Source organism: Halomonas sp. IOP_14, assembly GCF_021021315.1.
GTDB classification, from domain to species: Bacteria; Pseudomonadota; Gammaproteobacteria; order Pseudomonadales; family Halomonadaceae; genus Vreelandella; species Vreelandella titanicae.
Map to the genome: position 1 here is coordinate 1 of NZ_JAINWD010000001.1, position 12,710 is coordinate 12,710.

The window sequence follows — 12,710 nt, forward strand, 5'->3', positions numbered from 1 at the left end:
GTTTCATCCGGCGGGTGAACTCCCGCGCTTCCGTGGGGAAGGCTTCCGCGTAGCGGGCGAAACGCGCGTCCCACGCCTGCTGAGCCGCTTTGCCCGCTTCACGGGCATCCCAGGCGGAGTAGATCGGCTCGGGAATATGGAAGGGCGCATGGGGCCAGTCGAGCTCGGTGCGTGCCAGGGCCACTTCGTCATCGCCTAAGGGCGCGCCGTGGGCGTCCTCTTTGCCCTGCTTATTGGGCGCACCAAAGCCAATGATGGTTTTGCAGATAATCAGGCTCGGCTTATCGTCATGGCTCTTGGCCAGCTCAATAGCGGCTTTCACCTCTTCAGGCTTATGACCATCCACATTGGGCACCACGTGCCAGCCGTAAGCTTCAAAACGCTTGGCGGTATCGTCGGTGAACCAACCTTCCACTTCGCCATCGATAGAGATGCCGTTGTCGTCATAAAGGGCGATCAGTTTACCCAACTGCTGGGTACCGGCCAGTGAGGCCGCTTCGTGGGAGATACCTTCCATTAAGCAGCCGTCACCCAGGAAACACCAGGTGTGGTGATCGACGATGGTGTGCCCAGGGCGGTTAAACTGCGCCGCCAGAGTTTTTTCCGCGATGGCAAAACCCACGGCATTGGCAAAGCCCTGACCCAGCGGGCCAGTGGTGGTCTCAATGCCCGGCGCGTAGCCGAATTCCGGGTGTCCGGCAGTAGGCGAGTGCAACTGGCGGAAATTCTGCAGCTGTTCCAGGCTTAGCTCGTAGCCGCTGAGGTGGAGCAGCGAGTAAAGCAGCATGGAGCCGTGGCCATTGGAGAGCACAAAGCGGTCACGATCGGCCCACTTGGGGTCTTCGGGATTGTGCTTGAGGTAGTCATTCCATAGCACCTCGGCGATATCAGCCATACCCATGGGGGCGCCCGGGTGTCCGGATTTGGCCTTCTGAACGGCATCCATGGACAGGGCGCGAATGGCATTGGCTAGCTCAAAACGGCTATTCATAGCAGTGGTACCTTGGTTGTTATATTGCGTAGCGTCTCGTTAGGCACGAGCAGTCAAGCGTTGAGTAATCAACGACTCTAATGTTCGCTGGTCGTTGGCGAAGCGTCGGATCCCGTCAGCCAGCATCTCGTTGGCCATTGCATCTTGGTTATGCTGCCAACGAAAGCCAGCTTCTGATAGCGGTGTGAATGCTTTACGAGTGACGGTTTTCTGCTGGATTTTTGAGGCCACCTCTCCTTCCATGCTATCAAGCTGTTCTAGCAGTGCGGGAGAGATGGTCAGGCGATGGCAGCCCGCCAACGCTAATACTTGATCGGTGGTACGAAAACTTGCCCCCATGACGACAGTGTCATAATGACCTGCGGCAGCCCTCTCGCAAATCCCCTTTACAAATAGCACGCCAGGGTCTTCTTCTGGTGTGAACTGTTCACCTGTTGTCTTTTGATACCAATCGCTAACGCGGCCAACGAAGGGCGATATCAGGTACACCCCAGCATCAAAGCAGGCCTGTGCCTGAGCATCGCTGAACAAGAGCGTTAAGTTGCAGTTGATGCCTTCACGCTCTAATTGCTGAGCCGCACGGATCCCTTCCCAGGTAGACGCGAGCTTGATCAGCACACGGCTGCGGTTAATGCCCATTTTTTCGTAGCGCTCAATCAGTTCGTAGGCCTTGTGAATACTGGCTTGGGTATTAAAAGAGAGGTGTGCGGACACTTCTGTCGATATTCGTCCAGGTACCACATTGGCAATTTGCCCGCCAATCGCAACCGAAAGTTGGTCAACTATTCGGCTCAGGTCGCTCTCATCACTACATGATTCAGCAAGCACCTTGTCGATCAACTCTTGATAACGAGGCAGTTCGAAGGCCTTGAGAATCAATGAGGGGTTAGTGGTAGCGTCCTGCGGTTGATAGCGCTTTATGGCATCCAAGTCGCCCGTGTCGGCCACGACCAGTGAGTGTTCGCGTAATCCATCCAGAAGCGACATTGCCTACTCTCCTTAAAAATGAACATTCTGTGTTCAAATGATTGTCCATTTAGACCGATTTAGTCAAATCAGCGTGCCACTTAAATCGATTTTAAGGTCATTGAACAAAAGTATAGTGCTTGGTAGATAATGCTTTATATTCATATAATTCTTTTATTATCAATATATTATTGGTTGTTTCTTGGTTTTTATCTTGAATCCTCCAAAAAAATACAACTAGATCTTATGATCGGTGTGTTTACAAATGCTCAGTTGGTGATAGATTGAATAGCGTCAGTAGACGGCTGGCAACTGCGTGGTGGTTTTCATCGTTGTTAGTCGTCCGCGTTTCTATTTCCTAGAAAGGGAGAGCATGAATGTCTAGTGCGACGTCTTCTCTCAGAGTCGCCATTGGCGGTGATGAGGCCGCTTACGACTTGAAAGAGATTCTCATTGGTTATATCCGAGAGTTAGGCTACGAGGTTGAAGATTTTGGCACTTTTAATGCCCAGCCGGTGCTGTACCCCGATGTTGCCTTTGAGGTGGCTACGGCGATTAAGGAGGGGCGCTTCGATCGTGCAGTACTGGTATGTGGCACGGGAATCGGAGTGGCTATTTCTGCCAATAAGGTGCCCGGTATCCGCGCTGCGCAGGCACACGATACTTACTCAGCAGCAAAGGCGCGCACCAGTAATAATGCACAGATTGTCACGCTGGGATCCAGAGTGATTGGGCCAGAGTTGGCTAAATCAATAGTGGCAACCTTTTTGGGCAGCAACTTTTCGGGTGGAAATTCCGAATTAAAAATAGCAAAGATTGACGAATATGAGTCTCGATTGAATACTCCGTAACCGTGGTATCGCTCATATTCGTCGACGCTGATTAATAACAACAGCATGCAAGCTGTGATCACGCAGTTTGGCCTCACTCCAGAGGATATAATAATGACACGCCTATTTAATGATCCAAATGATTTCCCTGAAGAAGCTCGTTTAGGTTTAGTAGCTGCTCATCGCGATAAGCTGATGGCTGTGCCGGGAGGTGTCGTACGCAGTACGCGCAGCCAGCCAGATAGTGTTGCGGTCGTGGTTGGCGGTGGTAGTGGCCATTACCCCACCTTTGCGGGGTTGGTCGGGCAAGGGTTGGCCCATGGGGCGGTCATGGGAAATCTGTTTTGCTCGCCTTCTGCACAGCAAGTTTATTCCGTCGCCAAAGCCGCCAACAACGGCGGTGGTGTGCTGCTCTCTTTTGGGAATTATGCGGGGGACGTGCTGCATTTTGGTGAGGCGCGCGAGCGTTTGATTGCGGACGGTATTCCCTGTGAAATCGTGCTGGTCACTGATGATGTCGCCAGTGCACCCTTGGCGGAGATTGATAAGCGCCGGGGCATCGCAGGTGATCTAACCGTTTTCAAGGCCGCCGCCGCTGCAGCAGAAAAGGGATTATCACTGGAAGAAGTAGTTCAAGTGGCGAAAGAGGCAAATCGCTGCACGCGCTCTTTTGGAGTGGCGTTTGAGGGATGCACGTTGCCGGGTGCAGCCGATTCGCTCTTTCATGTGCCCGAAGGCAGGATGGCCATAGGGCTGGGGATTCACGGCGAGCCGGGTATTAGTGAGACGGATATTCCTTCCGCAGATGGCTTGGCAGAAATCCTCGTTGCCCGATTATTGGAAGAAGTTCCTGACGGTATCAGACTCAAAGGAGCTCGGGTGGCACCGATACTCAATGGCCTGGGTACTATTAAGTATGAAGAGCTGTTCGTTATTTATCGCAAGGTTGACGAGTTGCTGCAGGAAGCTGGATTAAGCATTGTGGAGCCCGATGTGGGCGAGCTGGTGACCAGTCTTGATATGGCCGGGGTTTCGCTGACGTTGTTCTGGCTTGATAAAGACATGGAGCCGCTGTGGACTGCCGCTGCGGATGCGCCGGGCTATCGAAAAGGCAGCGTGACGCCAGCGCAGGCGCTGGATCCTGCCGAGGTAGAGGTGGTTACGCAAGATGAGATTCCCGAGGCTAGCGATGCCTCGCGAAAATTAGCGTGCGGCGTCGTTGAGGCGCTCGAAGTGCTCGCAAATACGGTCAATGAAAACTGCGAGATGCTGGGCCAGATTGATGCTGTGGCTGGGGATGGTGATCACGGTATTGGTATGCAGCGGGGCAGCAGGGCTGCGCTTGAAGCGGCCAAAGAGGCTCTTGATGGCGGCGCGGGCGCGGAGACAGTGCTGCAGTGGGCTGGGCAGCGCTGGTCAGACGAAGCGGGCGGTACCTCTGGTGCTATCTGGCGGGTTATCTTAAAAGCGATGGGGGAGTCGCTTGGCAATGAGAAGCCGTTATCAGGACAGCGTCTTGCTGCTGGCGTGGTCAATGCCCGTCAGCAAGTCATGGCATTTGGTAAAGCTGAATTGGGCGATAAAACGCTTGTCGACGTGCTAGTGCCTTTTGCCGATGCCCTGTCGTGGGAGGCTGAGAAAGGCCAGGGAGCTTTGGCTTGCTGGGAATCCGCTGCACGCATAGCGAGTGAGGCTGCTGAGGCTACCAGGCAATTAATTCCCCGTGTTGGCCGCGCACGACCATTGGCTGAAAAAAGCGTGGGTACGCCTGATGCCGGTTCTGTTTCATTGGCGCTGATTATTCAGGCGCTGATTCCTGTGTTGAAAAAGTGTCAAGCAAGCTGACATGATACATGCCCTTCAATAACCCCTGGATGCCGAGGATGAATGGTCAAGACGCTGCAGATATAGACTTAATGACAGAGATTTCAACGCTCTACTATGTGCAGGGGGAGACGCAGGAAGCGATCGCAAATAGGCTCGGGCATTCGCGTGTGAGAATAGGGCGGCTGCTCAAGCGTGCCCAGGCAGAAGGAATTGTCGATGTCCGAGTGCGCCTGCATCCCGCCGTTAGTGTTGAGATTGAGCAGGAGCTCAAACGGCGCTTTGGCCTGAAGCGAGCGTTGATTGCTCTGGATAATGCCGACCCAGATGTGCAGCGCTCGTCAGTCGCTAGTCTAGTGGCAGACCATCTGTCGCGTAGTTTGACCGATGGCCAGATCGTAGCCGTTGGCATGGGTCGTAACGTGGCCGCCGTGGCGGATAACGTTTTCCTGGCGGAGTCGTTGAAGGTTTCATTTGTGTGCGCAATTGGTGGCTCGCTGCGCGCAGGCGAGCATATGAATCCCGATCATATTTGTCGACGTTTGGCGAGTAGGTTTGGCGGTGATAGTGAGACGCTTTATGCCCCTGCGCTGGTACAGAGCGGTGAACTTAGGGATGCATTGTATGAAAACTCTACCGTGCGCCAGACGCTAGACCGGGCTCGCCGTGCGGATACCGCTTTGATTGGCGTGGGTGACGTAAGTGAAGACAGTAATATGGTGCGGATGGGGTGGTTTTCCGCCCAGGAGATTGCTGAAGCACGGCTCTCTGGAACTGTGGGCGATATGATGGGCTATGACTTTATCGATATCCATGGGAAGCCTTCCGCAACGCAGATGCAGGGGCGTGTGGTGGGACTTAATATACAGGATCTCACGCGTATTCCAGACGTTATTGCTATCGCCAGTGAAAATACTAAAGCGGTTGGGATACTGGGGGCGCTGCGTACCGGGGTTATCGATACCTTGGCGACTAGTGTCACTAACGCGCACACCATTCTGCGTCTCGATGAAGCGACTACCGGGTAAGTGCGCGCTTGATTTGTATTCAAAACCTAAGGTTTCTCGGCATCTTACGCTTAGGTCGGCCCAACTTTCTCTGTTGCATTTATTGGCTTTTCTTGGGCATGTGGGCACTCTTTGGCATGCTTGGTTTCCCCCTTGTCCCTCGCTCCGATGTCAGTGATATTTGGCGGGTGTTTGTACATTTGTACGATGCTGGAACATATAGCATGGCTTTAAGTGATGCTTTCGCATGGCCGTAATAATAAATAGTTTCCATTTTTAAAATTTAAGTATAAAAAACAATCAATTATGATATTGGTCTAAAGTATAAGATTAGAAAGCTCCATTATGGATTGACTCAGCTATGCTTAAAGCAGTTAATTCATATGTACACAACAAGATCTTTTGTAAAGCGTGCGTCGCTAGCCAAGCAATACAAGATATATTAGGAGTGAGTAATGCATAACGCCGATAACAACAATCACACCGAACTGCCTCTGACCATGCAAGCCGTCGTAGCCTACGCGCCTGGTGATTATCGTCTTGAAGAGGTGGGCGTGCCGAAGGTAGGAGAGGGTGAAGTCCTGATAAAGGTTGAAGCGTGCGGAATCTGCGCAGGCGATCTCAAAGCCTATGAAGGCGCCCCCAGCTTTTGGGGAGACGAAACCCAGCCCGCTTATATCAAAGCACCGATGATTCCAGGCCATGAGTTTATTGGTCATGTGATGGCTTTAGGAGAGGGCGTTAAAAACCTTGAGGTCGGTGATCGCGTTATTTCCGAGCAAATCGTGCCTTGCTGGGAGTGCCGTTTCTGTAACCGTGGGCAGTACTGGATGTGCGAAAAGCACGATGTGTATGGATTTCAGCACAACGTAAATGGCGGTATGGCTGAATATATGGTCTTTCCTAAAGAAGCCATTAATCACAAGTTGCCAGATGAGATTCCGATGGAGAAAGCGGTTCTTATTGAACCCTATGCTTGTTCGTTACATGCCGTTAAGCGTGCGCAGATTGAACTGGGAGATGTGGTTGTCCTCTCCGGGGCAGGCACCTTAGGGCTAGGAATGATCGGTGCGATCAAAAAGTCCGGGCCTTCCAAGCTGGTCGTACTGGATCTCAATAACAAGCGCTTAGAACTTGCTAAACAGTTTGGTGCTGACATTGTCCTGAATCCCGCTGAAGTTGATGTTATTGACTACGTTAAAGGCATAACGGAAGGCTATGGTTGCGATATCTATATTGAGGCGAGCGGTGCGGTACAGTCGGTAGAGCAAGGTCTTTATATGATCCGTAAATTGGGTCGCTTTGTCGAATTTAGTGTATTCAAAGAGCCAGTGACTGTTGATTGGAGCATTATTAGCGATCGTAAAGAGCTGGATGTGCTGGGTGCGCATCTAGGCCCTTATTGTTACCCACCTGTCATTGAAGGCATTGGTAATGGTGATTTCCCAACGGATCATGTGGTGACCCATAAGCTGCCGTTAGCCGAATTCCATCAAGGGCTAGATCTAATGCGCAATGACCCTAACGCATTAAAGGTTGTGCTTATACCTGACGGGAAGTAGGTAGTGGAAGTTTCTTATTTATAACTTTTTTATAACTACAATGATAACCGGAGTGATTATGTCGGCGACATTAAATTCGGTGCCCGGTGATAAGCGTATAAAGGTCTATGTGGCAGCTGCTTTTGCGTTAGTGCTGTTTGCACTCATGGCGCTCGATACTAAAGTCATTAGTCTTACTGAACTTGAGAGCGCGGTGGGGTTTTCACCACAGCAATTTGCTCAGGAAACATTTCCAGAGATCCAAGCGTATGTCGAGAATAACGCTGTAAATGCATCGGTATTGGCGCCAGAGGTTCTCCAGGATGCCGGAGCGGCAGGTGAGAAATACGGCGTCGCTGCCGGCATTGGCCATATTGTGCCGGTCTCTTTATCCGGAGTTGCTGTAGAAAGCCGGGGGGGCGTTTACACCCTAGAGGTTGCCGATGTGCCTTCAGATATCGTCATTCGTGTGCAAACAGGCCCAGCCATTAATGGCACTACGCTGAGAGATACAACCGGCAATATTCAATTTGGCGACTTTACCAATCAGATTGAGTACCAAGATGTCGGCGCAGCGCTCAATGATGAAATGAAGCGTCAAGTGCTTGCGGATATTTCCGGGCAAGAGTTAACCGGAAAAACGTTAGAAGTAGTCGGCTCCTTTACCATGATAAATCCCAAAAACTGGCTAATTACTCCTGTGAGTATAGTGACCATTGAGTGAGGGGCGGCTATGAATATCGATAGATCAACAGTGGAAGTGGCTCCACCCGAGGTGATTCTTTCTGCACGCAATATCGAAAAGCGTTTCGGTGCCGTGCAAGCCCTCAAAGAAGTGAACTTCGATATATATCGAGGACAGGTGACAACGCTGTTTGGCGAAAATGGAGCTGGTAAATCTACGCTGATGAAAATTTTGTCTGGTGTCATTGCTCAGACGGCTGGGGAGATTGTATTGGAAGGAGAGAGCGTCAGCTTTTCGTCGCCGTCGGATGCTGAAGCGCTGGGGATTACCATTATTCATCAGGAGTTAAGCTTGGCCCCTAACCTGAATGTGCGCGACAACATTTTTATGGGGCGTGAGCTGACTAAAGGAAGAGGCAGCGTCGACTATAAAGAGGAGGCGCGTCAGGCTGAATTGTTAATGGAGGAGCTGGATGAGCCGATCCACCCTCTTACCCTGGTCGAAGATCTACGGGTTGGGCAGCAACAAATCGTTGAAATCGCGAGAGCGCTGTCCAAGAACTCTCGCATTTTGATTATGGATGAACCGACTTCCGCATTGAGTGCCACGGAAGTCGAGACGTTATTTAAAGTCGTCCAGGATCTCAAAAACAAGGGTGTCTCGATTGTTTATATTTCTCACCATTTGGAAGAGGCGCTACAGATTACCGATCATGCCGTTGTTCTCCGCGATGGGGTCATGACTGCTTACGCTCCACGTAGTGATATCGACCTGCAGTGGATCGTCAGGCATATGGTAGGAGAGAGTTTCGATCTTGGCTCACCGCCCACAGGGTATGAGCAGGGCTCCACCGCGCTCTCTATCCAGAACCTTTACATAAGCGACGATAAAGTGGCAGGTCGCTATGTTGTTGAGGATCTTTCTCTTGATGTGCGCGCAGGCGAGATTGTCTGCATTTATGGGCTAATGGGCGCTGGCAGAACTGAGTTATTGGAGTGTGTGGCAGGGCGAACCCGGCAGTCCAAGGGAGATATCTTGCTCAACTCAACTGACGTATCCCATTACAACATTGCACAGCGAATCGAGAGAGGGTTGGTGTTAGTGCCTGAGGATCGCCAGCGTGATGGGTTAGTACCCACCCTGTCAGTCGGTAGAAATCTGTCGCTAGCCAGTATCCATGCGTTTACTCGCAAGGGGCTTACTTCTTCCAGCTTGGAGGCAGAAATGATTAATTCAGCTATCGATAAGGTGCACATTAAAACAGACGGCGGGGAGGCTTCCATTGGTTCATTGTCTGGCGGTAACCAGCAAAAAGTGGTGATCGGTAAGATGTTGGCTACCCATCCAGACGTCATCATACTTGATGAGCCAAGCCGTGGTATCGACGTGGGTGCCAAGGCCGAAGTGTTCAAGTTATTGAGCCAAGGGGCTCGGCGGGGGTTAGCGGTTGTCTTTACAACATCTGAAGTGAGCGAGTGCTTGAGTATTCCACACAGAGTGCTGGTGATGAGCAAAGGACGGATCTCCGCTGAATTCAAACCGGGTGTAACGAAAGATGAAATTATGGCTGCTTCGGGCGAATCAGTTGCTGCATGATTATTCAATCGGATAGGTAATGACTATGTCTCATCACAACAATAACGCGTTACAAGTTGAAAAAGGCAGTATCGATATCGTCAAGATTTTGCTGGAAGGTAGGGCTTTTTTTGCATTAATCGTGATCATTATTGTCTTTTCCATACTCTCGCCTGTTTATTTTTCAACGGGTAATTTTTTAACCATGTCTTCGCATGTGGCTGTTTTTGGCTTGCTAGGCATTGGCATGCTGTTTGTCATTCTGACTGGCGGTATCGATTTATCGGTTGGCTCTACGTTGGCACTTTGCGGAGTGTTCGCGGGTATGTTGTTAGAAGGGGTGGAGATTGAAGCGTTTAATTTGGCTTTCTTTCCTTCAGTGTGGGTCGTCGTGGTCCTTACCTGCTTACTGGGCGGCCTCGTGGGGGCTATCAATGGCGTATTAGTTGCCTACTTCAAAGTGCCTGCTTTCGTGGCCACACTGGGCATGTTGTATGTCGCGCGTGGAGCCGCACTGCTGCTAACCGATGGGTTAACGTTCAATAGTTTAAGTGGTGACCCTACATTAGGTAATACTGGGTTTGAATGGCTTGGGTTTAATAAACTATTCGGTATACCTGTAGGTGTTTTGATTCTCTTTTGTGCTGCGGTTATTTGCATGTTGGCGCTCAGTCGTACGCCGTTTGGCCGGTGGATTTACTCTACCGGTGGCAATGCGCGTGCTGCAGAGCTATCAGGGGTGCCCGTCAATCGCGTTAAGCTCTCCGTCTACATTATTTCCGGCGTGTGCGCAGCCCTGGCTGGGATTGTGCTTGCCTCACAGTTGACCTCTGCTGGGCCTACGGCAGGTACTACCTATGAGCTGACAGCGATTGCTGCTGTTGTTATCGGTGGCGCCTCACTGATGGGGGGACGTGGCACGGTTCGAAATACTTTATTGGGCGCATTTGTAATTGGCTTTCTCGCCGACGGTCTGGTCATCATCGGTGTGTCTGCTTATTGGCAAATGGTCTTCACGGGTAGCGTGATTGTCTTTGCTGTCATGTTAAATAATGTCCAATACAGTGCTAAACACAAGTCCTCTCAACAAGCCGAGAAAACGACAGAAAGTAAGCGTGAAGGTTCTAGAGCAAGTGCTACTTAACGTAGCATTGCTTAGAAGTGTGGCCTGCTCAGGTCTACCGATTCAAAGACCAACAATCATAACTATGAGGTAATAATCATGCTTCCAAAAAGTAAAAAAGTGCTTTTTACAGCTCTCGCCAGTGTCTCGATGCTCTTTAGTAGCTCTATAGTTGCTCAGGACAAGGGACTGATCTCAATTATTGTCAATGATATGTCAAACCCCTATTGGCAAACGGAAGGAACAATTGCTGAGCGTACAGCAGAAGAATTGGGCTATGATGCAAATGTAAGTTCCCATGTGGGTGACACCAACACTGAAAGCAATCAGGTCGATACGGCAATTACCAATGGGGCTAAAGCAATCATTCTCGACCCTGCTAATGCGGACGGTTCCATTGGCGCTGTGCGAAGAGCAATCGAGGCGGGAATTCCGGTATTTATTATTAACGCTGAGATTAACCAGCAGGGATTGGCCAAAGCGCAACTGGTTTCCAATAATGCGCAAGGAGCCGCGTTAGGAGCGCAACAGTGGGCAATGCAACTAGATGGCGAGGGATCCTATATAGAGTTAAAGGGACCCCCTTCTGATAATAATGCTGCGACAAGATCCAATGGCTATGAGACGGTGCTTAGCCAATACCCCGATCTTAGCCTTGCTGCGTCTGACATCGCTAACTGGGATCGGACGGAAGGGCGCAATAAAATGCAGAGTATGCTCCGTTCTCATCCTGATATTCGAGGCGTCATTAGTGGTAACGACGAAATGGCTTTAGGCGCCATTGTGGCTCTAAAGCAGGAGGGGCGGCTAGACGATGTAATAGTAGGTGGTTTTGACGGTTCACCAGATGCTGTTGATGCGGTTCGCTCGGGTGAACTGGCCTATACCGTTCTACAGCCGGTGGCCGTATTTGCAGAACATGCAGTAAAAATTGCTGATCATTACATTAATACCGGAGAAACAGGGTTGGATAGTGAAAAACAGCTTTATGACTGTTTCCTTATTACTCAAGATAATGTAGATAGCTATACCTCTCCCTTTGTGTTGGAATAATAGGTTTTAGAAGAGTAAGCGTTAGAAGAGTAGGTGTTAGAGGAACTTGCCTAGAGGCCAGTCAGCTTTAAAGCTGGCTGGCTTTTTGAATAAGAGGGGGTGTCAATGATCTTTAATTTTGGTTCCATCAATATCGATTATACTTACCGTGTACCCTATTTTGTCCGCCCTGGCGAAACCTTGGAAAGCGGTGATTATAATATTGGGTTAGGTGGAAAAGGCGTCAATCAGTCACTGGCAATAGCGCGTGCCGAAGGAAGGGTGAGTCACTGGGGGCGAGTTTCATCGATAGATGCCTGGGTGACCAATGAGCTTGAGTCTGCGGGTGTTGGTGTGAAAGATGTCGAATTGACCTCAGAGCCAAGTGGGCATGCCATTATTCAAATTGACGCACTGGGTGAAAACGCTATTCTTTTGTTCTCTGGCGCCAATCATGGTTTTACGCAGGAGAAAATGACGGCTCTTATTGCGCAAACCGCTCCTGGCGACACAATACTTATTCAGAACGAATGTAACGGGCTTGATCAGCTTATTCCATTAGCAGTGAGCCACGGCTGCAAGGTGATATTTAACCCAGCACCAATGACCTCGAAGGTATCATCACTCCCTCTAGACCAATGTGAACTGCTTTTTTTTAACCGTACAGAGGCCGCCGCTTTATTAGAGGTGCCGGTAGAGTCGAGCGCCGCAGATTTGCTAAGGCGTTGTAAAGAATCGCTTGGCGATGTCGAGGTGGTTCTTACCCTAGGTAGCGAGGGGGCTTGGTATCAGTGCAGCAGTGAGACTCTTTTTCAAGCGGCTTTAAAGGTAAAGGCCATCGATACAACGGCCGCAGGCGATACCTTTGTGGGTTACTTCCTTGCTGCTAGGCAAGCTGGCCTAAAGCCTTCACAGTGCTTGCAAAGAGCAACAGCGGCGGCTGCTCTGGCAGTTCAAAAACGCGGCGCTGCCAGTAGTATTCCAATGGCGGAAGAGGTTGATAGATTGATGTGTCAACAAGAAGCGCTATAGAGTGCGGCAGCGATTTGTTTTCAGCATTATCTTAATCACTTTATCTTAGCGTCTTCAGAAGGCCGGCGGCAGTGACGCCCCGGCCACTAAGAACCATATCCGAA

Annotated in this window: 10 protein-coding genes and 1 pseudogene; 9 read left to right on the forward strand and 2 right to left on the reverse strand. The window is 50.5% G+C overall.

Going from position 1 to position 12,710, the window contains the following annotated elements:
- Positions 1-991: pseudogene (locus K7H09_RS00005) on the reverse strand (transketolase); the annotation flags it as partial.
- A gap of 39 nt (positions 992-1,030) precedes the next feature.
- Positions 1,031-1,978 carry a transaldolase gene (gene tal, locus K7H09_RS00010; protein ID WP_141440795.1) on the reverse strand — a complete coding sequence of 316 codons (948 nt, stop codon included), beginning with the start codon at positions 1,976-1,978 and terminating at the stop codon, positions 1,031-1,033.
- A gap of 356 nt (positions 1,979-2,334) precedes the next feature.
- Here tal and K7H09_RS00015 point away from each other — a divergent pair, with 356 nt between their 5' ends.
- From K7H09_RS00015 to K7H09_RS00055, 9 genes are all read left to right on the forward strand, one after another.
- A complete protein-coding gene (locus K7H09_RS00015; protein WP_022522467.1) occupies positions 2,335-2,808 on the forward strand; it encodes an RpiB/LacA/LacB family sugar-phosphate isomerase in 474 nt (157 codons plus the stop codon).
- Between the two features lie 93 nt (positions 2,809-2,901).
- A complete protein-coding gene (locus K7H09_RS00020; RefSeq protein WP_141440796.1) occupies positions 2,902-4,632 on the forward strand; it encodes a dihydroxyacetone kinase family protein in 1,731 nt (576 codons plus the stop codon).
- Positions 4,633-4,670: 38 nt separating this feature from the next.
- Positions 4,671-5,639, forward strand: a complete 969-nt coding sequence (locus tag K7H09_RS00025) for a sugar-binding transcriptional regulator (protein WP_022522469.1) — start codon at positions 4,671-4,673, stop codon at positions 5,637-5,639.
- A gap of 434 nt (positions 5,640-6,073) precedes the next feature.
- Positions 6,074-7,180: an MDR/zinc-dependent alcohol dehydrogenase-like family protein gene (locus K7H09_RS00030; protein WP_027959986.1), complete on the forward strand. Its 1,107-nt coding sequence runs from the start codon at positions 6,074-6,076 to the stop codon at positions 7,178-7,180.
- Between the two features lie 58 nt (positions 7,181-7,238).
- On the forward strand, positions 7,239-7,883 hold the full coding sequence (locus K7H09_RS00035; RefSeq protein ID WP_022522471.1) for a DUF2291 family protein: 645 nt from the start codon (positions 7,239-7,241) through the stop codon (positions 7,881-7,883).
- Between the two features lie 9 nt (positions 7,884-7,892).
- The gene (locus K7H09_RS00040) at positions 7,893-9,440 is read left to right on the forward strand and encodes a sugar ABC transporter ATP-binding protein (protein ID WP_039860922.1); all 1,548 of its coding nucleotides are present in this window, start codon (positions 7,893-7,895) and stop codon (positions 9,438-9,440) included.
- Between the two features lie 25 nt (positions 9,441-9,465).
- Positions 9,466-10,563 carry an ABC transporter permease gene (locus K7H09_RS00045; protein ID WP_201764718.1) on the forward strand — a complete coding sequence of 366 codons (1,098 nt, stop codon included), beginning with the start codon at positions 9,466-9,468 and terminating at the stop codon, positions 10,561-10,563.
- A gap of 78 nt (positions 10,564-10,641) precedes the next feature.
- Entirely contained in the window at positions 10,642-11,595 is a 954-nt protein-coding gene (locus tag K7H09_RS00050) for a D-ribose ABC transporter substrate-binding protein (RefSeq protein WP_009288677.1), read from the forward strand.
- Positions 11,596-11,700: 105 nt separating this feature from the next.
- Positions 11,701-12,606: a ribokinase gene (locus K7H09_RS00055; protein ID WP_167522521.1), complete on the forward strand. Its 906-nt coding sequence runs from the start codon at positions 11,701-11,703 to the stop codon at positions 12,604-12,606.
- The last annotated feature ends 104 nt before the right edge of the window (positions 12,607-12,710 follow it).

Excerpts from the sequence above, each read along its gene's own strand:
- tal (WP_141440795.1), bottom strand. The coding sequence starts at position 1,978 with ATGTCGCTTCTGGATGGATTACGCGAACACTCACTGGTCGTGGCCGAC.
- K7H09_RS00025 (WP_022522469.1), top strand. The coding sequence starts at position 4,671 with ATGAATGGTCAAGACGCTGCAGATATAGACTTAATGACAGAGATTTCA.
- K7H09_RS00015 (WP_022522467.1), top strand. The coding sequence starts at position 2,335 with ATGTCTAGTGCGACGTCTTCTCTCAGAGTCGCCATTGGCGGTGATGAG.
- K7H09_RS00045 (WP_201764718.1), top strand. The coding sequence starts at position 9,466 with ATGTCTCATCACAACAATAACGCGTTACAAGTTGAAAAAGGCAGTATC.
- K7H09_RS00030 (WP_027959986.1), top strand. The coding sequence starts at position 6,074 with ATGCATAACGCCGATAACAACAATCACACCGAACTGCCTCTGACCATG.
- K7H09_RS00055 (WP_167522521.1), top strand. The coding sequence starts at position 11,701 with ATGATCTTTAATTTTGGTTCCATCAATATCGATTATACTTACCGTGTA.
- K7H09_RS00035 (WP_022522471.1), top strand. The coding sequence starts at position 7,239 with ATGTCGGCGACATTAAATTCGGTGCCCGGTGATAAGCGTATAAAGGTC.
- K7H09_RS00050 (WP_009288677.1), top strand. The coding sequence starts at position 10,642 with ATGCTTCCAAAAAGTAAAAAAGTGCTTTTTACAGCTCTCGCCAGTGTC.
- K7H09_RS00040 (WP_039860922.1), top strand. The coding sequence starts at position 7,893 with ATGAATATCGATAGATCAACAGTGGAAGTGGCTCCACCCGAGGTGATT.
- K7H09_RS00020 (WP_141440796.1), top strand. The coding sequence starts at position 2,902 with ATGACACGCCTATTTAATGATCCAAATGATTTCCCTGAAGAAGCTCGT.